Below are 25,678 nucleotides of genomic sequence, written 5' to 3'. Positions count from 1 at the left end.
AGGATGGCAGTGCAATTTGCAGCAGAAACGGGAGTCGCTCCCCAGGATCGCTTTGACTACTACTGGAACCAGCGCGGTGAATGGGTGGAAGAACCCAACGTGCGTCGTGGTGGGGAAAGTGGTGTACAGCGGGTGGTGGGGCGCGATGGTCAACTGCTGTATGCCAAACGCCAGACAGGCCATATCTATCGCAGTTGGCTGCACCCGTTCGGGCGACCGACTGTTTTGCGTGAACTGGATGCACTGACCGGTGTAACCAAACTTGGCGTCCGGGTACCGGAAATTGTCTTTTGCGGTGCTCAGCCTGACCCGCAGCACAAGTGGCGGGCGTTGCTGGTCACCAAGTCGCTGGACGGCTTTCAGGAGCTTGAACATTGGGAAGCGGCAGGCGGCCGCGAGCAGTACGGTGAAGCGGTGTATGAGCGTGTACTCAAGGATCTCGCGGAGAACCTGGCTCGCATGCACAAGGGGCGCTGGCAGCACAGCTGCATTTACATCAAGCACGTATTTGTCCGCGTCACCGGCGAGGGTGAGTCAGCCAAAGTCGAAGTGGCCCTGATCGATCTGGAAAAGTGCCGTCAACGCCTGACCGCTCATCGCGCGGCCTCCCATGACATGAAACAATTGCGCCGCCACTCGTCGTTCAGCCCTACGGACTGGAAGAAACTCGTCTATTTTTATGAGACGGCGTTTGGCAGCGCTATCAAAGGTTTATAGCGATGAAACTAGAAATTGCGCGAGGTTTGTTTCTGGTAGGAGCCTTGGCAGTTGCATCTTTGGCGGTGGCGGCCTGGGAACAGCCACGCATGCAAGTGATCGGGGCATCGACCAATGATGCCCATTGTCCGATGCCGCGGGTGGCGAAAGCCTCCGTGGCAACCAAGCCCGACCATGATTTGCTGCTGTTCATGTTCGGACTTTCTCAAGGGATGAGGCCGCAGAGTTGAAACGTCTACAAGAGCCAAAGGCCTCGCACATGCGAGGCCTTTTTTTATGCTTGTGTGGAAGCGGCGGTCAGGTGGAGGGTTTGGGATCGGGTTTGGCCAGCACGGTGTAGACGCAGGGCAAGACGAACAGCGTAAACAACGTCCCGATCGACATCCCGGTGGCAATCACCGTCCCGATATCGAAGCGGCTCACCGCACCCGCGCCACTGGCGAGGATCAACGGCACCATGCCGAACACCATGGCAGCGGTGGTCATCAGGACGGGTCGCAAGCGAATCGCCGCCGCTTCCTCGACCGCTTCACGGGGCGTCAGGCCCTTTTCCTTGCGCAGTTGATTGGCAAATTCGACGATCAGGATCCCGTGTTTACTGATCAGGCCGATCAGTGTCACGAGCCCGACCTGGGTGTAAATATTCATGCTCGACCAGCCGAGGAACAGCGGAATCAGCGCCCCGCAAATCGACAGCGGTACGGTCACCAGGATCACCAGCGGGTCGCGGAAACTCTCGAACTGCGCCGCCAGCACCAGGAAAATGATCGCCAGCGCCAACGCGAAGGTGACCCACAGCGCGCTGCCTTCCTGTACGAACTGCCGTGAAGCGCCGCCGTAATCGAAAGCAAAACCGGCGGGTGCCTCTTCCCGGGCGATCTGCACCACGCTGTCGATGGCCTCGCCCATGCTGACCAGTGGGAACCCGGACAGCTTCGCCGCATTGAGCTGCTGGAACTGGTTGAGCTGTCGCGGTCGTGCCCGATCGGTCACGGTGATCAGGGTCGACAGCGGCAACAGCTCGCCCTGGGTGTTTTTCACGTAGTAGTTGTTCAGCCAGTCCGGATTGTCGCGGTAGGCCCGTTCAACCTGGGCGATGACCTTGTAACTGCGACCCTCGATGGTGAAACGGTTTATCTCCGCTTCGCCAAGCAGGGTGGCGAGGGTACCGCCCAGATCCTGCATCGACACGCCCATCTGCGCCGCCTTGGCGCGGTCGATATCGACCACCACCTCCGGTTTGTCGAAGGCCAGGTCAAGGTCGACGAACGCGAACTTGCCCGACTCCATCGCACGCTTCTTGATCCGGTCAGCCACCTGCAGCAACAGCTCGTAGTCATTGGCCGTGTTGATCACGAATTCGAACGGAAGACCCTCGCCGGTGCCGGGCAGGGAAGGCAGGTTGAAACCGAAGATCTGCAACCCCGGGATGTTGCCGAGTTTGCCCTGCACCTCGGGAAGAATCTGCATCTGTGTACGGCTGCGCTCGTTCCACGGTTTGAGCAGGAAACCGCCGATACCGGTCTGTACACCGTTGTAGCCGTTGATCTGGAACGAGGAGTAGTACTCCGGGAATTCCTTGAAGATCTTCACGAACTCGTCGGTGTAGGTGTTCAGGTAATCGAGGTTGGTCGGTTGCGGCGCGTTGGCCATCATGAAAATGATGCCTTGGTCTTCATCCGGCGCCAGTTCCGATTTGGTGAACTTGAGCAGTACCGGAATCAGGCACAGCACGATCACTGCGAACACCAGCACCACTGGCCGGGTGTTGAGGGTGCCGTGGAGCATGCTCTGATAGCGTCGCTTGAGGTTTTCGAAGATCCGGTCGAGGCGGTGGGCAAGTCCGCTGGGGTTTTCTTCATGTCGCAACAGAAAGGCACACATCATCGGTGACAGGGTCAGGGCGACGATGCCGGAAATCACCACGGCCCCGGCCAGAGTCAACGCAAACTCCTTGAAGAGTGCCCCGGTCAGCCCGGTGAGGAAACCGATCGGCGCATACACCGCTGCCAGGGTGATGGTCATCGAGACCACCGGCATCGCGATTTCCCGGGCGCCCTCAAGTGCGGCGTCCAGCGGTGTCTTGCCTTCTTCGATATGTCGGTGGATGTTTTCCACCACGACGATGGCATCGTCCACCACCAGACCGATCGCCAGCACCATCGCCAGCAGGGTCAGCAGATTGATCGAGTAGCCCATCATCTGCATGAAGAACATCACGCCGATCATCGACAGTGGAATGGTCACCACCGGGATCACCACTGAACGCAGGGCGCCGAGGAACAGGAACACCACCACGATCACGATCAGCACCGCTTCGAACAGGGTTTTCACCACCTCGTCGATGGAGGCCTGGATGAACAGCGTCGCGTCGTAGGCGATCTCGCTCTTGAGGTTGGGCGGCAACTGGGCCTCCAGCTCGGGCATGATCTTGCGCACTTCCTTGATCACGTCGAGCGGGTTGGCGCCGGGCGTCGCCTTGATCCCGATGTACACCGAGGGTGTACCACCGAAGGAGCTGATGGAGTTGTAATTCTCCGCACCCATTTCCACCCGCGCCACATCGCTGAGCAGCACACGGCTGTCGCCACTGACCTTGAGCGGAATCTTGCCGAAGGCCTCGGCCGACTTCAGTTCGGTGTTGGCGTTGATGCTGGTAACCACGTACTCGCCTTTTACCTCGCCGGCGGCGGAGAGGAAGTTGTACTGGCGCACCGCGTTGCTCACGTCGCTGGCGCTGAGGCCGAAACCGGCGAGTTTCACCGGGTCGATCCACAGGCGCATGGCGAACACCTGGTTACCCAGAATCTCGGCTTCGGCCATGCCTGGCAGCGTCGCCAGTTTCGGCTGGATCACCCGGGACAGGTAGTCAGTGATCTGCGGGTTGCTCAGTTCCTTGCTGAAGAAGCTGATGTACATCAGTGCCGAGGCATCGGCGGCTTCCTTGCTCAGTACCGGGTCTTCGGCATCCTGTGGCAGTTTGTTTTTCACCTCGTTGGCCTTGGCCAGCAGTTCGGTGAACAAGCGGTCGCTGTTGGAACCGATGCGTGCGTAGATCGAAATCACCGAGAAGTTCTGCCGACTGACCGAGGTCATGTAGTCGATGCCCTCGGCGCTCGCCAGGCTCTGCTGCATCGGCTGGGTGATGTAGCCCTGGATGGTTTCGGCGTTGGCCCCGGGGTAGGCGGTGGTCACCGTGATCAGGGCGTTTTCCATTTGCGGGTACTGGCGCAGCGGCAGCTTGCTCCAGGCCTGGAAGCCCAGCAGCACAATCAGCAGGCTGACCACGGTGGCGAGCACCGGGCGGCGAATGAACGGATCGGTAAAGGCCATGAGGATTCCTTGATCAGTCAGCGCGGCGCGGACTGTTCTGCTCGCCGAGGGTCTTGTCGTCGCTGATGGCGATGTGCGCGCCGTTGTCCAGTTTGATCTGGCCGGCCGTCACCACTTGTTCGCCGCTCTGCACGCCCTTGTTGATCATCACCAGCCCCTCGCGGCGCTCACCGGTTTCAATGAAACGGCGCTCGGCGATCAGTACCGGTTGGCCCTTGTCGTCTTTCTCGACACTGCCGTCCTCGGCTTTCTTCTGCCCGACCACGTAGATCGAGTTGCCGTAAAGGGTGTAGGTGATCGCGCTTTCCGGCACGACGATGTGTTTCTGCGGGTCCGGCAGCAGCACTTCAAGGCTGGCGAACATGCCCGGCAGCAACTTGCCGTCGGGATTGGCCAGCGTCGCGCGGACCAGAATGTTGCGGGTGGTGCTTTCGACAATCGGGTTGATCGCGCTGATCGCGCCAGGGAAGTTCTGCCCGGGATAGGCGGCAACCGAAATCTGCACCGGCTGACCGATGGCCAGCTTCGGCACTGATTGCTCAGGCACATAGAAGTCGGCGTAGAGGCTGCTCAGATCCTGCAGGGTGGCGATTTTCGTGCCGCTGGCGAGATAGTCACCGACGTCGACCTGACGGATACCGATGGTGCCGCTGAACGGTGCGGAAATGCGTTTTTTTGCCAGCGATGCATTGAGCTGATTGACCGTGGCCTTGTTCTTTTGCAGGACCGCCGAGAGTCGGTCGTACTCGCCTTTTGAAATAGCACTGCTGCCAACCAGCTGGCTGCCACGGCCGAAGTCCAGTTGCGCCAGACCGAGGTCGGCCTTGGCGGTTTCCAGCAGTGCGGATTCGACGGCGCTGTCGAGTTGCAGCAACGGTTGCCCGGCCTTGACCTTCTGGCCTGATTCGAACTTGAGTTCGGTCACGGTGCCGGCGACTTCCAGGCTCAGCTCGACACCCTGCAGCGCCTTGAGCGTGCCGACGGTAGGCAGGCGCATCTGCCACGGGCGCTCGGCGGCGGTGGCCACGGCGACGCTGATCGGCGGCTTCGGTTTGGCAAAGCCCTGGATCATCGTGTAGATCGAGAAGGCCTTGTAACCGGCGAGGAGCAGAACGATCAGCAGTACAACACCCAACATGATCAGCATGCGGCGACGCAGCATATTCCAGTTCCTTGGAGAAAATCAGGCGAGACAGGCGGGCACATTACCCCGACTCCGGCAGGGATTCCAACTGCCAGTTTTTACAGGGTGTGATGGAGGAAGGTGTAGAAAAGCGGTGCCGCCGACCGAGCGGTCGGCGGCGAATTTCAGGCCATCAGATGAAGATGGTTGTCCCAGAGCCCTGCGGGCAAATCCAGCGGTTTGGCCAGCAGTTCGTCCTGGCGGCAATCGTAATAACGGCAACGTCCTTGCCCCGAGGTCACGACAAAACCGTCCTTCACCGCACCGACACCGGCGCAGTCGGGTAACGGTGCATCGAGGCGTACTTCGCCGCTGTCCAGATCCCAGATGAAGAAGCGGTTGCCACGCGGTGCGGTCAGCGCCACCAGACGCAGGTCGCTGTGTACGGCAACGCTGGCGGTGTAATGACCCATCGACTGTAACTGATGCTCCGGCACCGGGAACGCCACGAACGGCTGGCCCGGACGTTTGATCGCCAGCAACTCGGAACGCTCCTGGGAAGGCCCCATGAATTGCTGGCCGGCGACGATGGTGCCGTCGCCGGCGATCCCCAGGTGCCGCACGCTGTTCATCGACTGGGCGAGGGTTTCCTTGCTCAGCAGGGTGCCGTCGCGTTGCATCAGCACCAGGCTCGGTTCCATGGCGTCGAGGTTCATGTCGACCCGGCTTTCGGCTTCGGTGCGGATCCCGCCGTTGGCCACCACCAGGGTTTCACCGTCGGGCATCCACGACACTTGATGCGGGCCGAGACCGTGGGTGGAAATCTCGCCGCTGTGCACCAGCCGTTCACCCTCGAACTTGTACACCCCGAGCAGGCCGCGGCCCGGATCGGTGGTGTCGTTCTCGGTGGCGTACAGGTAATCGCCGCTGTGGTGGATCACCGCGTGGCCGTAAAAATGCCGGTTCGGCTGCGAGGACACGGTCTGCAACAACGCACCGTCGCGCAGGTCGATCAGGTAGCTCTCGGTGCCCGGACGCCGGGCGACGAACAGCGCGATCGGCAGCGTCGGGTGATTGATGATGTCGTGGCAGCGCTGACCGACTTCGGTGGCGAACACTCGCCTGCCGTCCAGCCGATAGCCGACGGCGTAGTGCTTGCCGTCGGTGTCGTCCCGCGCCGACAGCAGCAGCGGGCTCTGATCCTTGCGCTTGAACAGCGTCCAGCCGCCCAGTGTCACTGCTCCCAGCAGCAAACTACCTAAAGTCAGAGCCTGGCGTCGCAGCATGGCACTTGCCCTCATCAGTCACCGTCGTTGGCGTTGAAGCCCAGTTGGATGCCCAGCGCCTTGGCCAGTTCGCCTTCGTGCAGGCGATGGACGACGTTGAGACTGTCGTAGATGTCGTTGAGTTGCTGGCGACCGGCGTCGTCTTCGAGCATTTCAGTCAGCGAGCGTTGAGTGCTACCGAACAGTTTGAGCGAGGCTGCGTAAGCGGCGTCGATCTTGTCCGCCAATGGTTTCTGCTCAGTTGGCAGCAAGCCGCGCAGGCCTTTGTTGTCGACGCCTTCCCAAACGGTCTTGGCGGCGGCGAGGCTGGCTTCCATGGCCGTCAGAGACGACTGGCTGCGCCACGCGTCGGCCTGGAACGGTTGCGGCACGCCTTTGCTCTGGCGGCCCATTGGCGTACCGAGCTTTTTCTTCAGGGTGTCGAGGGCGGTGACCTGTACCCGCAGCAGATCAGCGATCGCTTCGTGGGAATCGGCGTAGCGCTGGTTCGGGAACTTGCTCATCTGCGCAAGCATGCCGTCGGTGTTGTTCCAGCTGCTGAGGATCTCTTCGGCCAGGAGTTTCTGGCGCTCGCCAATGGCCACCAGCAGCGGGCAGTACTTGGCTTTCTGCGCGTCGTTGGCCACGTCAGGCTTGGCGTCGAACAGGATGTACTCGTAGGCCGACAGGCCCTGGACCACGACGCTGGACTTGGCCAGTGCAGCGGCATCGATCTGCGGCTGGGCGGTGACCAGTTGCTCGACCTGACGGCCGACCAGGTTTTTCTTGTCCGGCCAGAACTGCACCTGCCACGAGCGATTGCCCTCGGCCAGTGGACCGATCAGCAGCGGTTGCAGCTCGGCCCAGGCTTTCTGCGCGTGCAGGAAGTCGGCGCGGGCGGTTTCCAGGTTTTCCTTGCCCTGACAGTAGGCGAGGGCGCTGACAGCCAGTTGCTTGTCGGCTTCGACCCAGCGGGTGTAAGTCGGCAGGATCACCGATTTGGCGATGGCGGCGGAGGTGACGGCTTGCGGATCCTGCGGCGAGCACGCGCCGAGGGCCAGTGCGGCAAGGCTGGTGAACAACAGCTTGGGACGGAACATGTCGGGCTCCCGATTCTTTTAAGTGTTTAAAGTGAATTCAAAAACGCCAGCAGCGCGGCACGCTGCTCGGCATTGAAAGACAAAACCTGTTGCTGCGCCGCCTTGGCTTCGCCGCCATGCCAGAGCACAGCTTCGAGCAGGTTGCGGGCGCGGCCGTCATGCAGAAACTGAGTGTGGCCGCTGACCGCCTGCGTCAGGCCGATGCCCCAAAGGGGCGGGGTGCGCCAGTCGCGGCCGCTGGCCTGGAATTCGGTGCGGTTGTCGGCCAGGCCTTCGCCCATGTCATGCAGCAGCAGATCGCTGTACGGGCGAATCACTTGATTGGCCAGTTCAGGTTCGGCCGCGTTGGCGGCGGTGGTGTATTTCGGCGTGTGACAGGACTGACAGCCAGCCTGGAAAAACAGGTTCTTGCCGGCCAGCACCTGAGCATCGTTGACGCCACGGCGTGCGGGAACGGCGAGGTTGCGGGTGTAGAACAGCACCAGGCGCAGGATGTTGTCGCTGACTTCAGGTTCGCCGTCCGGGCCATTGCCATTCGGCGCCTGTTTGCAGGCGATTTGCGCATCAGTGCAGTCATCAAACGGTCTCAGGCTCGTGGTGAGGCCCATATCACCAGAAAACGCGTGAACATTTTGTTGATTGAGGTTCGGTTGGCCGGCTTTCCAGCCAAATCGCCCCATGACCGTCTTTTGCTGTGCGTCATCCCAGACGCGGTTGGGCCGGCCGTTGATGCCGTTGTTTTCTTTGGCCTGCGCGGCGGCGTTGGCGAGAATCGCTTCTTCGGGGATGGCTTCGAGCAGACCCAGGCCGATCATCGGTGGCGCAACGCGTGCGGAGAAACGTGTGTCGGGGTGCATCGGGCCGTAGCCGAGTTGGGTGATCTGCAAGACCGGCTTGCGCAGTTCGATTTCGGTGCCGTCCGTGAAGCGCACCGGCACTGGCGTGTAATCGACCCGCACCTTGCCTTCCGGCGCAACGCCGGGCACGGCCATGTCCTGGAACTGCCCACCGTAGACCGGCTCCGGCACCACGCCGACCTGCTCGATCAATCTGGCGTACTGCGGCGCATCGGGAATCGACAGGCGCACCAGCATCGATACGGCGTTGGGCGCATCCGGCGTCGGCGGATGGCCGCGGCCGTCCTTGATGTGGCAGCCCTGGCAGGCGTTGGTGTTGAACAACGGGCCGAGGCCGTCGCGGGCGGTGGTGGTCGACGGTGCGATCACCCAAGGGCTGCGAAAGAAGCTGTTACCGACGCTGAAGTCCACCCGACGCGAGGGCGGAAGATTCGCGGAGGGCAGGGAAAATGAATTCTGACCCGTCTTGCGTACGGTCGCGGTGCCGCCGGAGCGGGCTTCGCCGGGCTCGGCCTTGGTGAAACGCGGGGCGTCATCGCAGGCACTCAGGCCCAGGGCCAGAAACAGTGCGGACAAGCGAAGAGGCAGCGAGGGCATCAGACTTCCTGCAAGAGGGGCGAATTTAAAGGCGCAAAGTCTAACAGGGCGAGGGGGTTTGAATAAGAGGAATTATCGTTTGCTTGATACACGTCAGGTCAGCCAGAACGAACAAGGCGACCCGGAGGTCGCCTTGTTCAGTCAGACGCGCTTGATCAGAACTCGTGATCGGCGTTGTCCGGGTTCAGGTCGCTGATACCCAGCTTGCCGGCCGCCGTTTCGATCGAACCGGTCTGCTTGACCAGCGAGGCGATGGCGTCACGAACGATCTGGTTGCCAGCGGTGTTGCCGGCGGCGATCAACTGGTCGTAGTGCTCACCCTTGTTGGCGTGATCGACCATGACCTGGATCTTGGCTTCGGTAGCGGCCAGATCGGCTTTCAGGGCGGTGTCGGCAGCCGGGTCAACCTTGGCCACCAGCGACGACAGGCTGGCACCGGTCATTTTGGTGCCGTCGACGCGGGTGTACTCGCCCAGGTAAACGTTACGAATGCCTTTGGCATCGTAGAAGTGCGAGTTGTGGGTGTTGTCGCTGAAGCAGTCCTGTTCGTCTTCCGGGGAGTTCGCTTCCAGGGACACCTTCATGCGCTCGCCAGCCAGCTCGCCCAGAGACAGGCTGCCCATGCCGAACAGCATTTTGCGCAGGCCGCTTTCGGCCGGTTCGGCTTCCAGGGTGGCGCGGTAGTTGTCGGCCACGTTCGGCTTCCAGTTGCCGACCATTTCTTCCAGGTCGCTGACCAGCAGTTGGGTCACGGCTTTCAGGTAGGCACGACGACGATCGTTGTGACCGCCGGTGGCGCCAGCGCCTTCCAGGTAATCCGAAGCTGGACGGTTGCCGGCGCCAGGGCCGGTGCCGTTCAGGTCCTGGCCCCAGAGCAGGAATTCGATGGCGTGGTAGCCGGTGGCAACGTTGGCTTCGGAACCGCCCAGCTCGTTCAGGCTGGCGAGTTTTTCCGGAGTGATGTCCTTGACGTCGACCTTGTCTTCGCCGACCTGTACTTCGGTGTTGGCGATGATGTTGGCGGTGGCGCCCGGGTTGCCCAGTGCGTGTTCGTAGGATTTGTCGACGTAGTCGATCAGGCCTTCGTCCAGAGGCCAGGAGTTAACCTGACCTTCCCAGTCGTCGATGATGGTGTTGCCGAAGCGGAACACTTCGCTCTGCAGGTAAGGAACGCGGGCGGCAACCCAGGCTGCACGTGCGGCCTTCAGAGTGTCGGCGTTCGGCTTGGCGAGGAAAGCGTCGATAGCGGTCTGCAGGGTTTTCGCGGTGGATTCGGCATCGCTGTAAACGGCGAAGACCATGTCGGCGTAGTGTGCGACCACAGCCTTGGCAGCGGCCTCGTCGACTTTACCGGCAGTGGCAGGAGCCGCCGGCGCGGCGGTGCTGGCGGCTGGCGTCGGCGCTGCTGGAGCGGCGGCCTTGTCTTTGCCTTCGCCGCAACCGGCGAGGGAAATAGCGATGGCCAGCAGACTGGCGGTAGCCAGAGGCATACGAATCATGGCGAACATCCTGCTTCGGTAATTGAGTGGACAGGCGCGGGGGTGCGCAAAAGCTGCGACATAATGCAAATCTTTCGCATTATGTGTAAAGGGTTGTGGCTGGAAATATTTCCTATTCGCGCGGGGTTTGCGCTGGATCAACGGTGCCGGGCACAAGGCGTGTGGCGGCCCTTGCCGGCAGCGTTCAGAGGATCGCCGCGTTGCTGCGCTGGGCCTGTTTGAGATAAACGCTCAACTCCCGCGCCGGCAGCGGCTTGCTGTAGTGATAGCCCTGACCTTCATGGCAGCCTTCGGAGATGATGTAGGTCTCCTGTTCGGCGGTTTCCACGCCTTCTGCGATCACCTGCATGCCGAGGCTCTTGCCCAGTTGAATGATGGCGCGAACGATGGTCGCGTCATCGTCGTCATCCAGCAGATCCTGGACGAAGCTCTTGTCGATCTTGATCTTGTCCAGCGGCAGACTCTTGAGATAGCTCAGCGAGGAGTAGCCGGTTCCGAAGTCGTCGATGGCGATCAGTGCGCCGGAGCGGCGCAGGCTCAGCAAGTGCTGGGCGGCGGTGCTGATGTCTTCCATCAGGCCGGTTTCGGTGACTTCCAGTTCCAGGCTGCGCGGCGGCAGGCGGTACATCTGCAACAGGTTGTTGACCACCCGGGGCAGCTCGGCGTGGTGCAGTTGCACGGTGGACAGGTTGACCGCCATGCGCAGGTCGACGAAACCCTGATCGTGCCATTCGCGCAGTTGTTTGCAGGCCTGATCCAGCACCCACTCGCCGATGGCGATGATCGTACCGTTCTGTTCGGCCAGCGGAATGAACAGGTCCGGCGGCACCAGCCCGTGCTCCGGATGTTGCCAGCGGATCAGGGCCTCGACACCGACCACGCGGTGATCGCGGTAGCTGATCTGTGGCTGATAGACGAGGTAGAACTGATCCCGCAGCAAGGCATCGCGCAGGTCTTTTTCCAGTTCGCGGCGACGGCGCATCTCGCTGTCGACGCTGGCGATATAGAACTGATAGCGGTTGCGCGAGCGGGTCTTGGCCAGGGTCATGGTCTGCTCGGCTTTCTGCAACAGCTTCTCGGTGCTGTCGCCGTCCTCCGGGAACAGGGTGATGCCGATGGTGGCGCGCAGGCGGATTTCCTGATGGTCGAGGGCGAATGCCGCTTCCAGATCATCGAGGATGCTTTGCGCCAGTTCCGCCGCTTCGTAAGGTTGTTCGATGTCGGCCTGTACCAGGGCGAACTGGTCGCCACCCAGGCGGGCGAGGGCGCCGAGACGGCCGCTGTGGGCGCGCAGGCGATCAGCGAGGGCCAACAGCAATTGGTCGCCGGTCTGGTAGCTGAATTGTTCGTTGATGCCCTTGAAGTCATCCAGCCCGACGCACAACACCGCGACCCGGCGCTGCAGCTTGCCGGCGTCCACCAGAATCTTGTCCAGCTGTTGCTGCAATTGCTGACGGTTCGGCAGGCCGGTGAGGAAGTCGTACTGGGCCATGCGCAGCAGACTGTTTTCCGCTTCGTGGCGCAGATGGGTGTTGCGTTCGATGGATTCGAGCAACTGGTTGGCGGTGTTGATCCAGATGCCGAGTTCGTTTTTCTCGTGACCCTTGAGCTGTGGAATCTTGTGTTCGCTGGGGCGGTCCGGGTTGATTTCCGTGAGGTGCTCGATGATCCGCGACAGCGGCTTGGTCAGCAGCCAGTGATAGACCAGATACAGCACCAGGCCCATGGCCAGGGCGCGCAATACGCCGGAAATGAAGATGATCACTGAACTGACGATGAAACCCTGACCGTAGGTGGCGGTGTCGAGGGTGATGCTCAGGTCGCCGTAATATTCGCTGTAGGGGCCGCGACCCACGAGTTGGGTGGTGAACGTGCGCTCCTGTCCGAGAATCAGGTCGGTCAGCCAGCGGCTGTTGGAATGCTGCAATTCACGGGATTTCTGCGCGAGCATCGCTTCGTTGGGATGCCCGATGGAGGCCTGGCGCACGGCATCGTCCTGGAACAGGCCTTCGATCACCTGCATGCCCATCTCCCGGTCCAGGCTGTAGACGGCCTGGGTTGAAGGATCGCGGAACATGTCGAGGATGCGTTCGGCATCGCCGGCGACGGCCTGGCGTGTTTTATAGGCATCGAAAACGATCTGCGCGCAGCTCAAGACTACGCCGACGATCAATGCCGACAGGAGCACGACCCGGAGCAACTTCACCGACAAGCTGTTCTTGAGTTCCAGCTTCAAAGGGTTATTCCTTGTTCCGTGCGGGTAGCGTCAAGTTGCCATGAGTATTGGCAATCCCGTGTTGGCAGTCAAAGGGACAATCGAGCCGCGGAAAATTTGTCCGTGGCCTTGGCCGAAATGCTGCTGCCTGGAGTATTTGCCCTGGTTGTACTGTGTCGGTAGTTTTGGCCTCCAACTTGAGGGGCGTCGGACATTTTTTCCTCTGTTTGATGTTAGTCCGCTGTGGCTCGGGAGCAAGGGGACAAGGGCTGCTTTGCGTGTGGGAAATGGCCCTGTTTGCGATCAGATTCACCTTCGTGTTTTTCGCAGGCATAAAAAAACCCGGCAATAGCCGGGTTTTTTGTCTGGCGCGCAGCTTAAGCGGTGAAGGTCTTGCCTTCGAACTGCTCGGCCACGAACTTCCAGTTGACCAGGTTCCAGAACGCCTCGACGTACTTAGGACGCAGGTTACGGTAGTCGATGTAGTAAGCGTGTTCCCAGACGTCGCAGGTCAGCAGCGGGGTGTCGCCGCTGGTCAGCGGGTTGCCGGCGCCGATGGTGCTGGCCAGAGCCAGGGAACCGTCAGCCTTTTTCACCAGCCAGCCCCAGCCGGAACCGAAGGTGCCGATCGAGGTTTTGCTGAACTCTTCCTTGAACTTGTCGAACGAACCGAAAGCCGCGTTGATGGCTTCAGCCAGTGCGCCGGTTGGTTGACCGCCGGCGTTTGGCGCCAGGCAGTTCCAGTAGAAGGTGTGGTTCCAGACCTGAGCGGCGTTGTTGAAGATGCCACCCGAGGAAGTCTTGACGATTTCTTCCAGGGTCTTGCCTTCGAACTCGGTGCCTGGCACCAGGTTGTTCAGGTTCACGACGTAGGTGTTGTGGTGCTTGTCGTGGTGGAATTCCAGGGTTTCCTTGGAAATGTGCGGCTGCAGGGCATCGTGTGCGTAAGGCAGCGGCGGCAATTCGAAAGCCATGATGATTCTCCTAATCAGGTCTGTTGCGGTGAGCGCAAGGCCGATCACGGGCGGCCAGAAATGCACCGGCGAGTTTTTACTCTTTGCGGCGCAGGGTTCGGATCATAGCACCGGGGGTGCGGCATAACCACGCAACAACTGTGTGGGATAGAGGTTCCAGAGCCGTTTGGAATAATCACGAGGCCAGAATGAGCTGACCCGCCACCGTGAACATCATCACCGCCACCAACAGATCGAGAATTCGCCACGTACCCGGACGCGCCAGCCACGGTGCCAGCCATGCCGCGCCGAACGCCAGAGTGAAAAACCACAGCAGCGAAGCGCTCGCCGCGCCCACGACATAAGCGCCGGGCACTGACTGTTGCGCGCCGAGGGAGCCGATCAGCAGCACGGTGTCCAGATAGACGTGCGGGTTGAGGAGGGTCACCGCCAGTGCGCTGAGCATCACCGCGCGCAATGAACGCACGGTCTGGTTTTCACCCTGTTGCAGGCTCTGTTTCGAGAACGCCCGGCGCAACGCCTGGCTGCCGTACCAGATCAGGAACACTGCACCGCCCCAGCGGGCAACCGCCAGCAACGTCGGGTTCTGCGCCAGCACCGTGGCCAGACCGAACACGCCCGCCGCCACCAGCAACGCATCGCAGGCGACGCACAGCGCGGCGACCGGCAGGTGATGTTCACGACGCAGACTCTGGGCCAGGACAAAAGCATTCTGGGTGCCGATCGCCATGATCAGCCCGAACGCCACCAGCAAACCGTTGGTATAGCTTTGCCACATGACAATTACTCCGCGTTGGCTGCGAGATCGCGCAGCACTTGCACGGCGCGTTCGGCGTCGGCCTGACCGACGAACAAATGGTCGTGGTAGTAGCCGGCAATCACGTTGCAGCTGATACCGGACTTGCCCAGTGCGGTGGCGAATGCGGCGGTCAGGCCAACGGCTTCCAGCGCCGAATGCACGTTCAAGGTGATCCAGGCCGCAACGTAGTCGAAACTGAAACCGGCGCGTTCGGCGTGGGAGCGCTCCAGAATCACCGTCAGGCCTTCCTGTTCGCGGAAACTGCCCACGACCTCCAGGCCACTCGGCAACTGGCCGTCGCGCAAGGTGCAGAACACGTATTCGCCGGCATTGAGCTGCGGGCTCATGCTGCGCAGCAGGGTGGTCAAAGAGGTTTCGCCAGCCATGGGGGTGGTCCTTGATAAAGAGTGCTTGCTGGCTATTCTCCGGGCAGACGCTGTATAAGAAAAACCAATAGTGCTGATCGCTCATTAGGAAAACTGATGTTCGACTACAAATTGCTTTCCGCTCTGGCCGCCGTGGTCGAGCAGGCCGGATTCGAACGGGCGGCGCAGGTGCTGGGCCTTTCGCAATCGGCGATTTCCCAGCGGATCAAACTGCTGGAAGCGCGGGTTGGCCAGCCGGTGCTGGTGCGCGGGACGCCGCCATCACCCACCGAGATCGGTCGGCGCCTGCTCAACCATGTGCAGCAGGTGCGCCTGCTCGAACGGGATTTGCAGACGCTGGTGCCGGCGCTGGACGAAGAGGGCCTGCCGGAACGGCTGCGCATCGCGCTGAACGCCGACAGCCTCGCCACCTGGTGGGCCGAGGCGGTGGGCGACTTCTGCGCCGAGCAACACCTGTTGCTGGACCTGATCGTCGAAGACCAGACCGTCGGCCTCAAGCGCATGCGTGCTGGTGAAGTGGCGGCCTGTGTCTGCGCCAGTGAACGGCCGGTGGCGGGCGCCCGCAGTGTGTTGCTCGGGGCGATGCGCTATCGGGCGCTGGCCAGTCCGGCATTCATCGAGCGGCATTTTCCCGACGGCGTTCGGGCCGAACAACTGCCGCGCACCCCGGCGCTGGTGTTCGGTCCGGACGACTTTCTGCAACACCGGTATCTCGCGTCTCTCGGCGTCGATGGTGGTTTCGAACATCATTTGTGCCCGTCATCCGAAGGTTTTATCCGCCTGACCGAAGCCGGGCTCGGCTGGGGACTGGTGCCGGAATTGCAGGTGCGCGAGCAACTGGAACGCGGCGTGTTGCGCGAACTGTTGCCAGATAAACCGATCGACGTGCCGTTGTACTGGCATCATTGGCGCAATGGCGGCCAGTTGCTGGGGTTGTTGACCGACCAATTGGTGCGTTCGTCGTCGCAATGGCTGGTGCCGTTGGACTGACGGCCAGCGTCAAGACTCACGAATCAGGCAAAACGAAAGACAGCGGAGCTCTACATGAAAATTCTGGTCACCGGCGCAAGCGGCTTCATTGGCGGACGCTTTGCGCGTTTTGCCCTGGAGCAGGGCCTGGACGTGCGGGTCAACGGTCGCCGGGCCGAGGGTGTCGAGCATTTGGTGCGTCGGGGTGCGGAGTTCGTTCAGGGCGACCTGAGCGATCCGGAACTGGTGCGTGCGCTCTGCACCGACGTTGAAGCCGTGGTGCATTGCGCCGGCGCGGTCGGGCTGTGGGGACGCTATCAGGACTTTCATCAGGGCAATGTGCAGGTCACCGAAAACGTAGTCGAAGCCTGCCTCAAGCAACGGGTGCGACGTCTGGTGCATCTGTCGTCGCCGTCGATCTATTTTGACGGCCGCGACCACCTCGGCCTGACCGAAGAGCAAGTGCCCAAGCGCTTTAAACACCACTACGCGGCGACCAAGTATCTGGCCGAGCAAAAGGTCTCCGGCGCTCAGGAGTTCGGCCTCGAAACCCTGGCCCTGCGCCCGCGTTTCGTCACCGGCGCCGGGGACATGAGCATTTTTCCGCGCCTGCTGAAGATGCAGCGCAAAGGGCGTCTGGCAATCATCGGCAACGGCCTGAACAAGGTCGACTTCACCAGCGTGCACAACCTCAACGAAGCGTTGTTGAGCAGTCTTCTGGCGGCCGGTTCTGCGCTGGGCAAGGCCTACAACATCAGCAACGGCGCCCCGGTGCCGCTGTGGGATGTGGTCAATTACGTGATGCGCAGAATGGAAGTCCCACAGGTCACCAAGTACCGTTCCTACGGGCTGGCCTACAGTGTGGCGGCGCTCAACGAAGGCGCATGTAAACTCTGGCCGGGACGTCCCGAGCCGACCCTGTCGCGGCTGGGCATGCAGGTGATGAACAAAAATTTCACCCTCGACATCAGTCGCGCCCGGCATTATCTGGACTACGATCCGAAAGTCAGTCTCTGGACGGCCCTCGATGAGTTCTGTGGCTGGTGGAAGGCCCAGGACATTCGTTGATACGAAGTGCTGAACCCAGCCACGGGTTGGGGGTCAATCCCTGCGGCTGCGGGGTTTATACTGCGCCGCAATCAGCCATTACCGGGTTTCACAAAGGTTGCCTCAATGTCCATGCGTAACGATGCACACGACGACGATTTCGACGATGTTCCGAGCCTGCGCGCCGACACACTCGATGACGACGATTTCCCTACCACCACTCGCACTTCCGTGCATTCGCGCACGCCACCCGTGGTCAAGGTCAAGTCGGCCAGCACCGGGCCATTGTGGGCGCTGGTCGGCGCATTGTTCTTTGCCTTCATCGGTCTGGCCTGGTGGAGTTTCCAGCAGATCTCGCTGATGGAGCAGCAACTGGTGGCGACCCAGGAAAGCTTCGCGCGGATCAGTGAAGAAGCGGCGGGACGCCTGCAGGACATTTCCGGCAAGGTCGTGGCCAGCCAGACCAACGTCAACACCGACAGCGAAGCGCTGAAACTGCAGATCAAACAGTTGCAAAGCGCACTGCAGGATCAGAGCAAACAGCAGCAGGGTGTGGCGGGTCAGGCGACGGATCTGGACAAGCGTCTGGCGCAGATGACCGCCCAGACCACTGAACAGCAGAACGCTAATACCCAGTTGCAGGCCCAGGTCAAAGCCCTGAGTGCAGAGCTGGCAACGCTGAAAAGCACGCCGGCCGACACCAGCAAGGTCGATGCCCAGCTGAAAAGCTTCGATGCACAGGTCAAGGGTTTCGATGCGCAGTTCAAGAGCCTCGGCGCCGACATCACGGCCCTGAAAAAACAAGGCGGGTCGAACGCCGCGATCGATCGTCTGGAACAGGAAATCGTTGTGCTCAAGAGCGAGCAGGATAACCGTCCGGCTTCGGCACAGGGCGGCTCCAGCACCGCCGAGTTCGATGCGTTTCGTGGGCAGATGACCCGCAACCTCAACACCCTGCAGGCGCAGATCCAGAACCTGCAACAGCAGATCAACGCCCGGCCGTGAGCCCCTTCTGTGGCGAGGGCGCGAACGCCCTCGCCACACACCCATCGCAACATTCAGAAGCTTTCTGAATATCCATACCTGCCGTCAGGCCGTCTACGCTCTTGAAACACCAACAAGAACGAGGGATGCGTCATGGGGTTTGTGCAAAAACTGGCCTGGCTCGGCGCGGTGCTGTTGTTGAGTTTCGGACAGGCCAATGCGGCCACGGAAAAGGATGACAGCAAGGCCGCCATCGCCTTGCTGGAAAAGGCTCTGGCCTACTATCACGACAACGGCGACAAGGCGTTCGCGGCGTTCAGCCGCCAGGGCGAGTTCGTCGACAAGGATCGCTACGTGTTCGTGGTCGATACCAAGGGCGTAATGCTCGCCAGCGGCGGGCCGTCTTCGGCGTTGATCGGCCGGGACGTGAGCGAAGTGCTCGGGCCGGATTTGCAGAAAGCGTTCAAGGACGCGCTGAAAGTGCCGGAAGGCAACGGCATCCAGCAGGCCGAATATCGCTGGCAGAATCAGGCCGACGGCAAGGTCGAGCGCAAGCATGTGTTCTATCAGCGCATCGGTCAGCGGATTCTGGCGGTCGGTTATTACTTGCCACGAGCATCGGCGGAACAGGCGAAATCATTCCTCGACAAAGCCGCCACCGATTTGACCAAGGACGAGAAGGGCACGCTGATGGCGGTCAACTCGCTCAAGGGCGGTTACTTGCAGGACGACCTTTACGTGTTCGTGGTGGACCTGAAAACCCAGCGTTACGTCGCCCACGGTACCAACCTGCGGTTGATCAATACCGACTTCGCCAAGGTCAAGGACCCGGAAGGCAAACCGGTGGGCGAGCCGATTCTGGCGCTGATCGGCAAACAGGATGAGGGCGAGTACGAATACCGCTGGAAAAATCCGGTGACCGGCAAGGTCGAGGACAAACATGCCTACCTGAAGAAGGTCGGGGATTATCTGGTGGCGGTCGGTTATTACAGCGCTTGATCCCAGTGGCTCCCACGCAAGGCGTGGGAGCCATCGGCATCGGTCAGCGGGCGCTGTGTTCACGCCCGCGCAACAGGCGGTTCGGCATGGCAATCGCCGCCGCCAGCCCGAGCAGCGACACCCCGGCACTGACCATCAGCAAATGCCGGAACGTCACCAGCAACTCGGCGCGCAAGGCATTCTGCGCATCGCCGGGCGCCGCGTTCAGGCCATCGAGCAGCACGTTGCCGGAATGACCTTCGCCGATCAGCGATGCGCCGGTCAGGTGGGCGAAACTGGAGTCCTGCAACAACGCCAGCAACAGTGCTGACATCAACGCCACGCCCACCGCACCGCCCAAAGAGCGGAACAGGTTGGTGGTGCTGGTGGCGACGCCAATGTCCTTTTGCTCGACCGAGTTTTGCGTGCCGACCAGCGAGGTCGGGAACTGCATACCCCCGGCGATACCGCTGAGCAACATGAACACACTACTGATCAGCGTCGCATCGGGCGGGCTGAAGGCCATGCCGAGGATCGAGATCGGCATCAGCAGCGCACCGGTGAAAATCTGTGGCTTGTAGCGCCCGGTAATCGACGTGCGACGACCGGCGAAATAGGCACCGATCGGCAAACCCATCGCCAGCGGCAACAAGTGCAGGGCCGCGCTGTCCGCCCCGGCGCCAGTCACGCTCTGGAAGCGCAGCGGCATCAGCACGATCAACGAAATCGCCTGAAAGCTGCAAAAGAAAATCGTGCACCAGCACAGCAGGGCGCTGCGGTTGGTGAACAGGTGCATCGGCAGCAACGGCTCCCGGGCACGTCGCTCATGCCAGACGAACACCGCCAGCACCGCCACTGCACAAGCGAACAGACCGAGGACTTCACTGCTGCGCCACGCATGGCCTTGGCCGACCTGAGTGATCGCCAGCAACAATGCCGTCAGGCCGATGATCATCAGCAGTGTGCCGAGGTAGTCGATGACCGGTTTGCGCTGGGGAATCGGCAGGCCGATCAGATTGCGTCGCGCTACCCAGTAGGCGCCGAGGCCCAGCGGCAGGTTGATCAGGAACACCCAGCGCCACGACAGGTACTCGGTCATGTAGCCGCCCAGCACCGGACCGGCAACACTGGCCACCGCGTACATGCTGGAGAAGTAACCCTGATAGCGACCACGCTCCCGGGGCGGGACGATGTCGCCGATGATCGCCTGGCTCACCGAAATCATCCCGCCGGCACCGATGCCCTGGAAGATCCGCGCCAGCACCAGTTGCTCCATGCTCTGAGCCATGCCACAGAACAGCGAGGCCAGGGTGAACAGGCCCATGCCGAACAGCATCAGTTTGCGCCGCCCGTACAAGTCACCGAGCTTGCCGTAGATCGGCACCGCCACGGTCATCGCCACCATATAGCCGGAAATCACCCAGGCCAGCAGGCTCACGTCCTTGAATTGCGCGGAGATGGCCGGCATGGAAACCGCGACGATGGTCTGGTCCAGCGCGCCAAGGAAGATCGCCATCATCAGCGCGACCAGCACGCTGCGAATGGCCGGTTTGGGCGTTTCGGGATGGTTGAGATTGGTCACGGGCGAACCTGCGGGCAGTGATTGACCCGCAGGGGCAAGGCGAGCGGGTGGATGCTCGCCAGTGTAAGTCGGTAGCAGGCTATTCGATAGCCTCATAAGGAAGTCCGACGTAATTTTCTGCAATGGTTTTTTGACCGGCCTCTGAACTGACAAAGTAGTCCAGTTCCGAAGCACTGATCCGCTGGCTGAAATCATCGTGTTCGTCGAAACGGTGCAGCATCGAGGTCATCCACCAGGAAAACCGCTCGGCTTTCCACACCCGACGCAGGCAGATTTCCGAATACTTCTCCAGCAAGTCAGCGCGCCCTTCGCGGTAAACCTTCAGCAGAATCCTGAACAGGGTGCTGACGTCGCTGGCCGCCAGGTTCAAACCCTTGGCACCGGTCGGCGGAACGATATGCGCTGCATCCCCCACCAGAAACATCCGCCCGTACTGCATCGGCTCGACCACAAAACTGCGCAGCGGCGCGATGCTCTTTTCAATCGACGGACCGGTCACCAGCTTCTGCGCCAGATCCGCCGGCAGACGATTGCGCAGTTCATCCCAGAAGCGTTGATCCGACCAGTCGTCGACGTTCTCCTCGGCCGGCACTTGCAGGTAATAGCGGGTGCGGGTTGCCGAACGCATGCTGCACAGGGCAAAGCCGCGCTCGTGACGGGCGTAGACCAGTTCGTCGTGAATCGGTGGTGTGTCGGCGAGTATCCCCAGCCAGCCGAACGGATAAACCTGTTCGAAGACCTTCAGGCATTCCGCCGGAATCGACTGCCGGGCCACGCCATGGAAACCGTCGCAACCGGCAATGTAATCGCAATCGACACGCCAGGTTTCGCCATCCTTTTCAAACGTGACGTAGGCCTCGTCGCTTTTCATGCCACAGGGAGCGACATGGCTGGCTTCGTAGATCGTCTGTCCGCCGGTCTCCCGACGAGCGGCCATCAGGTCGCGGGTGACCTCGGTCTGGCCATAGACCATCACGGTTTTTCCACCGGTCAGCGCCTGCAGATCGATGTGCACCCGACGCCCGTCGAGGGCCAGTTCGAACCCACCGTGGACCAGCCCTTCGGCGTCCATCCGCTGACCCACGCCAGCCTCGCGCAACAGCTCTACCATGCCCTGTTCAAGGACCCCGGCGCGGATTCGGCCGAGTACATAGTCAGGTGTCTGGCGCTCGATAATCAGGGTGTCGATGCCAGCGTTGTGCAGCAGTTGGCCGAGCAATAATCCGGACGGACCGGCGCCAATGATGGCGACTTGGGTTTTCAGCGTTTTCATTGTTTTTATGACTCGCAAGCTTCACGCGACAACGGCCGGTGAATGATTTTCAGGATTCGAGTGCTTGCATTTTTCCCTTGCGGGTCTGTCAATTGAAGGTGAAAACTGAGCCGATACCTGTACATTCTGCCAATCGGTGCGATTATCGCCCGCAACCTTCGAGGCCTGGATTGAAGTGATGAACAAGCCTGACCTGCCTTCGATTCCGGTGTTCAAGCTCTACGGTGAAAGCCTGGACTGGCCAACCCCTGACTTGCTGCACTGTGAAACCATTTCCAAACGCAGCCGCGAACATCAATGGGAAATCAAACCCCACCGCCACGCCGATTTGTGCCAGTTGCTCTTCGTATTCAAAGGTCAGGCAGAGCTTGAAATCGAAGGCCAACGCACGCAACTGAACGAAACCGCGATCCAGATCCTGCCGCCGTTATCGGTGCATGGTTTCCGTTTTTCCGAGGACGTCGAAGGATTTGTCGTCACCCTGGCCACGCCGTTGATCAACCATTTGCAGGCGCAACTGGGCAGCGCAGTGCAGGCTTTGGCCCAGGCCGAAAGCTACCCGGCGGGCAAGGACGCGGACTACCTCAACAGTCTGTTTGCCGCGTTGCAGGCCGAGTACAACGGTCATCAACCGGCGCGGGAAATGCTCATGCATTCGCTGGTCAGCGTGATCATGGTCTGGGTCAGCCGCCAGGCGATCCACCGTCACAACGCCACGCAACGCCCGCAGCGTCAGCGCGAATACCTTAATGGCTTTATTCAACTGGTAGAGGAGACGTACCGTCAGCACGTCAAGGTCGAGGACCTGGCTCATCGCCTGGGGATTTCGGTCTCGCACCTCAACGGCACCTGCCGCGAACTGGCGGGGCAGCCGGCGTTGCAGATCATGCATGAACGTCAGTTGCTGGAAGCCAAGCGTCTGCTGACGTACACCAGCATGACCATTTACGAGATGTCCGACGTGTTGGGTTTTTCCGATCCGACCAACTTCACGCGCCTGTTCCGGCGCCGGGTGGGGATCTCGCCAAAGGCGTTCCGCGACCGCTTGAAGGCCGAGCAGAACGACGACGCCTGACGTCCTGTATCAGCGCAGGGCGTTGAGGGTGGCGTTGTGAGGGATGCAGCGCTCGAAGTTGCAGCTCGCGTACTCACGGGGCAGTTGCCGCAACTGCTCCACGCGCCATGCCGCGGTGCCGTACAGCGCCAGCGTGGCCGCGCAGGTGATGAAAATCGCGAGGTATCTTCTTGTTCTGGTGCTCATGATCATGGCGTTGACCTCTGAACGAATACCCTTGGGTACTACTTTCAGCATAGGTCAGCGCCGTGGAGTTGCCAGCCGCGCGGCGAACGGGTTTACAAGCCGACATCCCATTGCGGGTTTTCGGGAAACCGCAGTACCAGGAAATCCAGCATGCTGCGCAGCGCCACCGGCATGTGCTTGCGCGAGGCGTACACCGCGTAGATGTTCATCCGCCGAGGCTCGGCGTGCGGCAGCAGGCGCACCAGTTCCCCGCTGTGAATATGTACGCCGGCCTGATAGGTCGGCAGCATCGCCACCCCGGCACCGGCCAGTGTCGCGCGCAGCAGGGTGCTGGCCTCATTGGCGCTGATGTTGCCCTGCACCGGCACCGACACCGGTTCGCCATCCTCTTCGAAATGCCACAGGCTCTTGCCGAAATAGGAATGGGTCAGGCAGTTGTGTCGGCTCAGATCTTCTACGCGCTGCGGCTGCGGGTGTTCCCGCAGATAGGCAGGTGCGGCGCAGACCACCGAGCGGCAGACGGTCAGGCGCCGGGCGATCAGGTTGGGATCGAGATCGTTGCTGGTGCGGATCGCCAGGTCGATGCGCTCGTCCACCAGATTCACCGTGCGGTCGAGCATTTGCAGGTCGATGTTGACGCCCGGGTAGCGTTTGACGAACGCGGCCATGGCATCGGCCAGTTGCGCCTGGCCGAACGAGGTGCTGACGCTGATCCGCAGCAAACCCCGTGGCGCATCGTCGGGTTCGCTGACGGCGGCCTGCATGTCGCTCGACAGTTCGAGCATCTGCCGGCAGCGCGGCAGGATCTCGTTGCCGGCGGCGGTCAGGCTCAGTTTGCGCGTGGTGCGGTGCATCAGGCGCGCGCCGACCCAGTCTTCCAGTTCCGCCAGATACCGCGACACCACTGGCCGCGACAGGTCCAGGTGATCGGCCGCCGCCGACTGGCTGCCCAGATCCACAACCGTGACAAACACCCGCATTGCTTGGAGACGATCCATGATTTGCCCGCTTTCAGAAACAAACTATGTTTAAGCATCGCATTTTTTGTAATGAGTCTGGCAACTAAGCTCTGTCCCATCGCCAAGCACGGCATACGAACAGCGGAGCAACCCATGATCGGCTTCACCACTCTCAAGCGCGTTTTACTGGCCACCGCCACCCTCGGTTTTGCTGCCCACGCAGCGGCAGCGAACCTGAGCCTCGATGTCTACAACCCAGGCACCAACGCAATCTTCCCGGTGACCTCGGTGCTGGTCAGCGGCGAGAAGGACGCGATCCTGGTGGACGCCCAGTTCGGCAAGTCCCAGGCCGAGCAAGTGGTGGAAAAGATCCGCGCCAGCGGCAAGCAACTGACCACGATCTACATCAGCCACGGTGACCCGGATTACTACTTCGGTCTCGACACCCTGACCAAGGCATTCCCGAATGCCAAGGTACTGGCTTCGCAGCCGACCGTTGATCACATCAAGCAAACCGTCGACGGCAAACTGGCGTTCTGGGGCCCGAAAATGGGCGCCGACGTGCCGGCCAAAACCATCGTGCCGGGCGTGCTCAAGGGCGACAGCCTGATGCTTGAAGGCCAGAAACTGCAGGTAGTCGGTCTGGAAGGCAAGCAACCGGATCGCAGCTTCGTGTGGATTCCTTCGTTAAAAGCCGTGGTCGGTGGTGTCGTTGTCGCCGAGAACATCCACGTGTGGATGGCCGATACCCAGACTGCACAATCCCACGCCGACTGGCTGGAAACCCTGCACTCGATCGAAACCCTGAAACCGAAAACCGTGGTGCCGGGTCACTACCTGGGTGATAGCGCCCGTTCACTGGCCGCCGTGAAGTTCACCGCCGACTACATCAAGGCGTTCGACGAAGAAACCGCCAAGGCCAAGGACTCTGCCGCGCTGATCGCCGCGATGAAAAAACGCTACCCGAAACTGGGCGAAGAAAGCTCGCTGGAGCTGAGCGCCAAAGTCGCCAAGGGCGAGATGAAGTGGTAACCCGATTCTGAAAAACGCAGCACTCTCAAGCCAACTGGAGAATGTCATGAGCAAGATCGCAATCATTGGTGCCACCGGCCGTGCCGGCAGCCAATTGCTGGAAGAAGCCCTGCGTCGCGGCCACAGCGTCACCGCCATCGCTCGGGACACCTCGAAGATCGGCGCCCGCGCCGGTGTGGTCAGCAAGAACGTAGACGTTTTGAATGCCGCCGCGCTGCAAGACGCCGTCGCCGGTCACGATGTGGTGATCAGTGCCGCGCATTTCGCCACGGTCCCGGCCAGCGCGCTGATCGGTCCGGTGAAACAGGCCGGGGTGAAACGTCTGCTGGTGGTCGGCGGTGCCGGTTCGCTGTTGCTGCCGGACGGCACCCGAGTGATCGACAGCGCCGGTTTCCCAGCCGAGTACAAGGCTGAGGCCAGCGCCGGTGCGGCGTTCCTTGATGCGCTGCGTCAGGAGAAGGAGCTGGACTGGACGTTCCTGTCGCCGTCGGCGCTGTTTGTCGAAGGCGAGCGCACCGGCAAGTTCCGCGTCGGCAAGGATGACTTGCTGGTGAGCGCCGAAGGCCAGAGCTCGATCACCTTTGCCGACTACGCGATTGCGCTGATCGACGAAGTGGAAACGCCGAAGCATTCGCGTCAGCGGTTTACGGTCGGTTATTGATGGTTTGGATCGTTCCCACGCTCCGCGTGGGAATGCAGCCCGGGACGCTCCGCGTCCCATGCCGAAG

At 61.2% G+C, this 25,678-nt stretch carries 23 protein-coding genes; 9 read left to right on the top strand and 14 right to left on the bottom strand.

Annotation, left to right across the window (positions count from 1 at the left end):
* The first annotated feature begins 3 nt into the window (after positions 1-3).
* Positions 4-717, top strand: a complete 714-nt coding sequence (locus AC3WRD_RS19420; protein ID WP_102620749.1) for a lipopolysaccharide kinase InaA family protein — start codon at positions 4-6, stop codon at positions 715-717.
* Between the two features lie 2 nt (positions 718-719).
* The gene (locus tag AC3WRD_RS19415; RefSeq protein WP_102620748.1) at positions 720-947 is read left to right on the top strand and encodes a hypothetical protein; all 228 of its coding nucleotides are present in this window, start codon (positions 720-722) and stop codon (positions 945-947) included.
* 67 nt (positions 948-1,014) lie between these two features.
* On the opposite strand, the gene AC3WRD_RS19410 is transcribed toward AC3WRD_RS19415, so the two are convergent.
* The 10 genes from AC3WRD_RS19410 to AC3WRD_RS19365 all read right to left on the bottom strand — a co-directional run bounded on the left by AC3WRD_RS19410 (position 1,015) and on the right by AC3WRD_RS19365 (position 14,865).
* Complete coding sequence (locus AC3WRD_RS19410) at positions 1,015-4,050, bottom strand: multidrug efflux RND transporter permease subunit (RefSeq protein ID WP_102620747.1); 3,036 nt, start codon at positions 4,048-4,050, stop codon at positions 1,015-1,017.
* A 13-nt stretch (positions 4,051-4,063) separates the two neighbouring features.
* On the bottom strand, positions 4,064-5,212 hold the full coding sequence (locus AC3WRD_RS19405) for an efflux RND transporter periplasmic adaptor subunit (protein ID WP_096818418.1): 1,149 nt from the start codon (positions 5,210-5,212) through the stop codon (positions 4,064-4,066).
* Between the two features lie 146 nt (positions 5,213-5,358).
* Positions 5,359-6,459: a DUF1513 domain-containing protein gene (locus AC3WRD_RS19400; protein WP_102620746.1), complete on the bottom strand. Its 1,101-nt coding sequence runs from the start codon at positions 6,457-6,459 to the stop codon at positions 5,359-5,361.
* 14 nt (positions 6,460-6,473) lie between these two features.
* Entirely contained in the window at positions 6,474-7,538 is a 1,065-nt protein-coding gene (locus AC3WRD_RS19395; RefSeq protein ID WP_096818414.1) for an imelysin family protein, read from the bottom strand.
* A gap of 26 nt (positions 7,539-7,564) precedes the next feature.
* Positions 7,565-8,992 carry a di-heme oxidoreductase family protein gene (locus tag AC3WRD_RS19390; protein WP_102620745.1) on the bottom strand — a complete coding sequence of 476 codons (1,428 nt, stop codon included), beginning with the start codon at positions 8,990-8,992 and terminating at the stop codon, positions 7,565-7,567.
* A 155-nt stretch (positions 8,993-9,147) separates the two neighbouring features.
* On the bottom strand, positions 9,148-10,491 hold the full coding sequence (locus tag AC3WRD_RS19385) for an imelysin family protein (RefSeq protein WP_096818411.1): 1,344 nt from the start codon (positions 10,489-10,491) through the stop codon (positions 9,148-9,150).
* Between the two features lie 184 nt (positions 10,492-10,675).
* Entirely contained in the window at positions 10,676-12,727 is a 2,052-nt protein-coding gene (locus AC3WRD_RS19380; protein ID WP_102620744.1) for a putative bifunctional diguanylate cyclase/phosphodiesterase, read from the bottom strand.
* 356 nt (positions 12,728-13,083) lie between these two features.
* Positions 13,084-13,680, bottom strand: coding sequence for a superoxide dismutase (locus AC3WRD_RS19375; RefSeq protein ID WP_003227660.1), 597 nt, complete (start codon positions 13,678-13,680; stop codon positions 13,084-13,086).
* Positions 13,681-13,855: 175 nt separating this feature from the next.
* On the bottom strand, positions 13,856-14,458 hold the full coding sequence (locus AC3WRD_RS19370) for a LysE/ArgO family amino acid transporter (RefSeq protein WP_085709557.1): 603 nt from the start codon (positions 14,456-14,458) through the stop codon (positions 13,856-13,858).
* Positions 14,459-14,463: 5 nt separating this feature from the next.
* Positions 14,464-14,865 carry an ACT domain-containing protein gene (locus AC3WRD_RS19365; protein ID WP_102620743.1) on the bottom strand — a complete coding sequence of 134 codons (402 nt, stop codon included), beginning with the start codon at positions 14,863-14,865 and terminating at the stop codon, positions 14,464-14,466.
* Positions 14,866-14,961: 96 nt separating this feature from the next.
* Here AC3WRD_RS19365 and AC3WRD_RS19360 point away from each other — a divergent pair, with 96 nt between their 5' ends.
* From AC3WRD_RS19360 to AC3WRD_RS19345, 4 genes are all read left to right on the top strand, one after another.
* Positions 14,962-15,855 carry a LysR family transcriptional regulator ArgP gene (locus tag AC3WRD_RS19360; protein WP_096818404.1) on the top strand — a complete coding sequence of 298 codons (894 nt, stop codon included), beginning with the start codon at positions 14,962-14,964 and terminating at the stop codon, positions 15,853-15,855.
* A 54-nt stretch (positions 15,856-15,909) separates the two neighbouring features.
* Positions 15,910-16,902, top strand: coding sequence for an NAD-dependent epimerase/dehydratase family protein (locus AC3WRD_RS19355; protein WP_102620742.1), 993 nt, complete (start codon positions 15,910-15,912; stop codon positions 16,900-16,902).
* A 105-nt stretch (positions 16,903-17,007) separates the two neighbouring features.
* On the top strand, positions 17,008-17,886 hold the full coding sequence (locus AC3WRD_RS19350) for an ATPase (RefSeq protein WP_096818401.1): 879 nt from the start codon (positions 17,008-17,010) through the stop codon (positions 17,884-17,886).
* 132 nt (positions 17,887-18,018) lie between these two features.
* A complete protein-coding gene (locus AC3WRD_RS19345) occupies positions 18,019-18,864 on the top strand; it encodes a cache domain-containing protein (protein ID WP_102620741.1) in 846 nt (281 codons plus the stop codon).
* Positions 18,865-18,907: 43 nt separating this feature from the next.
* On the opposite strand, the gene AC3WRD_RS19340 is transcribed toward AC3WRD_RS19345, so the two are convergent.
* Together AC3WRD_RS19340 and pobA are read right to left on the bottom strand one after the other, a co-directional pair.
* Positions 18,908-20,425 carry an MDR family MFS transporter gene (locus tag AC3WRD_RS19340; protein ID WP_102620740.1) on the bottom strand — a complete coding sequence of 506 codons (1,518 nt, stop codon included), beginning with the start codon at positions 20,423-20,425 and terminating at the stop codon, positions 18,908-18,910.
* Between the two features lie 79 nt (positions 20,426-20,504).
* On the bottom strand, positions 20,505-21,698 hold the full coding sequence (gene pobA / locus AC3WRD_RS19335; RefSeq protein ID WP_102620739.1) for a 4-hydroxybenzoate 3-monooxygenase: 1,194 nt from the start codon (positions 21,696-21,698) through the stop codon (positions 20,505-20,507).
* A gap of 178 nt (positions 21,699-21,876) precedes the next feature.
* On the opposite strand from pobA, the gene AC3WRD_RS19330 reads away from it, so the two are divergent.
* Positions 21,877-22,773, top strand: coding sequence for a helix-turn-helix domain-containing protein (locus tag AC3WRD_RS19330; RefSeq protein ID WP_096818393.1), 897 nt, complete (start codon positions 21,877-21,879; stop codon positions 22,771-22,773).
* 9 nt (positions 22,774-22,782) lie between these two features.
* Here the strand turns inward: AC3WRD_RS19330 and AC3WRD_RS19325 are convergent, their stop codons facing one another.
* Together AC3WRD_RS19325 and AC3WRD_RS19320 are read right to left on the bottom strand one after the other, a co-directional pair.
* Positions 22,783-23,010, bottom strand: a complete 228-nt coding sequence (locus tag AC3WRD_RS19325) for a hypothetical protein (RefSeq protein WP_085730216.1) — start codon at positions 23,008-23,010, stop codon at positions 22,783-22,785.
* A gap of 41 nt (positions 23,011-23,051) precedes the next feature.
* On the bottom strand, positions 23,052-23,957 hold the full coding sequence (locus AC3WRD_RS19320) for a LysR family transcriptional regulator (RefSeq protein WP_096818391.1): 906 nt from the start codon (positions 23,955-23,957) through the stop codon (positions 23,052-23,054).
* Positions 23,958-24,071: 114 nt separating this feature from the next.
* On the opposite strand from AC3WRD_RS19320, the gene AC3WRD_RS19315 reads away from it, so the two are divergent.
* Together AC3WRD_RS19315 and AC3WRD_RS19310 are read left to right on the top strand one after the other, a co-directional pair.
* Positions 24,072-24,950 (top strand): MBL fold metallo-hydrolase, encoded by an 879-nt coding sequence (locus AC3WRD_RS19315; RefSeq protein ID WP_096818389.1) that lies wholly within the window; start codon positions 24,072-24,074, stop codon positions 24,948-24,950.
* 46 nt (positions 24,951-24,996) lie between these two features.
* The gene (locus AC3WRD_RS19310; protein WP_096818388.1) at positions 24,997-25,611 is read left to right on the top strand and encodes an NAD(P)-dependent oxidoreductase; all 615 of its coding nucleotides are present in this window, start codon (positions 24,997-24,999) and stop codon (positions 25,609-25,611) included.
* Positions 25,612-25,678 lie beyond the last annotated feature (67 nt).

This window comes from Pseudomonas sp. FW215-R2 (assembly GCF_058789255.1).
This window is presented reverse-complemented; position numbering and strand designations above follow the sequence as displayed.

What these genes read in the sequence shown, in the direction of transcription:
- AC3WRD_RS19420 (WP_102620749.1), top strand. Translation starts at nt 4, where the DNA reads ATGGCAGTGCAATTTGCAGCAGAAACGGGAGTCGCTCCCCAGGATCGC.
- AC3WRD_RS19415 (WP_102620748.1), top strand. Translation starts at nt 720, where the DNA reads ATGAAACTAGAAATTGCGCGAGGTTTGTTTCTGGTAGGAGCCTTGGCA.
- AC3WRD_RS19410 (WP_102620747.1), bottom strand. Translation starts at nt 4,050, where the DNA reads ATGGCCTTTACCGATCCGTTCATTCGCCGCCCGGTGCTCGCCACCGTG.
- AC3WRD_RS19405 (WP_096818418.1), bottom strand. Translation starts at nt 5,212, where the DNA reads ATGCTGCGTCGCCGCATGCTGATCATGTTGGGTGTTGTACTGCTGATC.
- AC3WRD_RS19400 (WP_102620746.1), bottom strand. Translation starts at nt 6,459, where the DNA reads ATGCTGCGACGCCAGGCTCTGACTTTAGGTAGTTTGCTGCTGGGAGCA.
- AC3WRD_RS19395 (WP_096818414.1), bottom strand. Translation starts at nt 7,538, where the DNA reads ATGTTCCGTCCCAAGCTGTTGTTCACCAGCCTTGCCGCACTGGCCCTC.
- AC3WRD_RS19390 (WP_102620745.1), bottom strand. Translation starts at nt 8,992, where the DNA reads ATGCCCTCGCTGCCTCTTCGCTTGTCCGCACTGTTTCTGGCCCTGGGC.
- AC3WRD_RS19385 (WP_096818411.1), bottom strand. Translation starts at nt 10,491, where the DNA reads ATGATTCGTATGCCTCTGGCTACCGCCAGTCTGCTGGCCATCGCTATT.
- AC3WRD_RS19375 (WP_003227660.1), bottom strand. Translation starts at nt 13,680, where the DNA reads ATGGCTTTCGAATTGCCGCCGCTGCCTTACGCACACGATGCCCTGCAG.
- AC3WRD_RS19370 (WP_085709557.1), bottom strand. Translation starts at nt 14,458, where the DNA reads ATGTGGCAAAGCTATACCAACGGTTTGCTGGTGGCGTTCGGGCTGATC.
- AC3WRD_RS19365 (WP_102620743.1), bottom strand. Translation starts at nt 14,865, where the DNA reads ATGGCTGGCGAAACCTCTTTGACCACCCTGCTGCGCAGCATGAGCCCG.
- AC3WRD_RS19360 (WP_096818404.1), top strand. Translation starts at nt 14,962, where the DNA reads ATGTTCGACTACAAATTGCTTTCCGCTCTGGCCGCCGTGGTCGAGCAG.
- AC3WRD_RS19355 (WP_102620742.1), top strand. Translation starts at nt 15,910, where the DNA reads ATGAAAATTCTGGTCACCGGCGCAAGCGGCTTCATTGGCGGACGCTTT.
- AC3WRD_RS19350 (WP_096818401.1), top strand. Translation starts at nt 17,008, where the DNA reads ATGTCCATGCGTAACGATGCACACGACGACGATTTCGACGATGTTCCG.
- AC3WRD_RS19345 (WP_102620741.1), top strand. Translation starts at nt 18,019, where the DNA reads ATGGGGTTTGTGCAAAAACTGGCCTGGCTCGGCGCGGTGCTGTTGTTG.
- pobA (WP_102620739.1), bottom strand. Translation starts at nt 21,698, where the DNA reads ATGAAAACGCTGAAAACCCAAGTCGCCATCATTGGCGCCGGTCCGTCC.
- AC3WRD_RS19330 (WP_096818393.1), top strand. Translation starts at nt 21,877, where the DNA reads ATGAACAAGCCTGACCTGCCTTCGATTCCGGTGTTCAAGCTCTACGGT.
- AC3WRD_RS19325 (WP_085730216.1), bottom strand. Translation starts at nt 23,010, where the DNA reads ATGCTGAAAGTAGTACCCAAGGGTATTCGTTCAGAGGTCAACGCCATG.
- AC3WRD_RS19320 (WP_096818391.1), bottom strand. Translation starts at nt 23,957, where the DNA reads ATGGATCGTCTCCAAGCAATGCGGGTGTTTGTCACGGTTGTGGATCTG.
- AC3WRD_RS19315 (WP_096818389.1), top strand. Translation starts at nt 24,072, where the DNA reads ATGATCGGCTTCACCACTCTCAAGCGCGTTTTACTGGCCACCGCCACC.
- AC3WRD_RS19310 (WP_096818388.1), top strand. Translation starts at nt 24,997, where the DNA reads ATGAGCAAGATCGCAATCATTGGTGCCACCGGCCGTGCCGGCAGCCAA.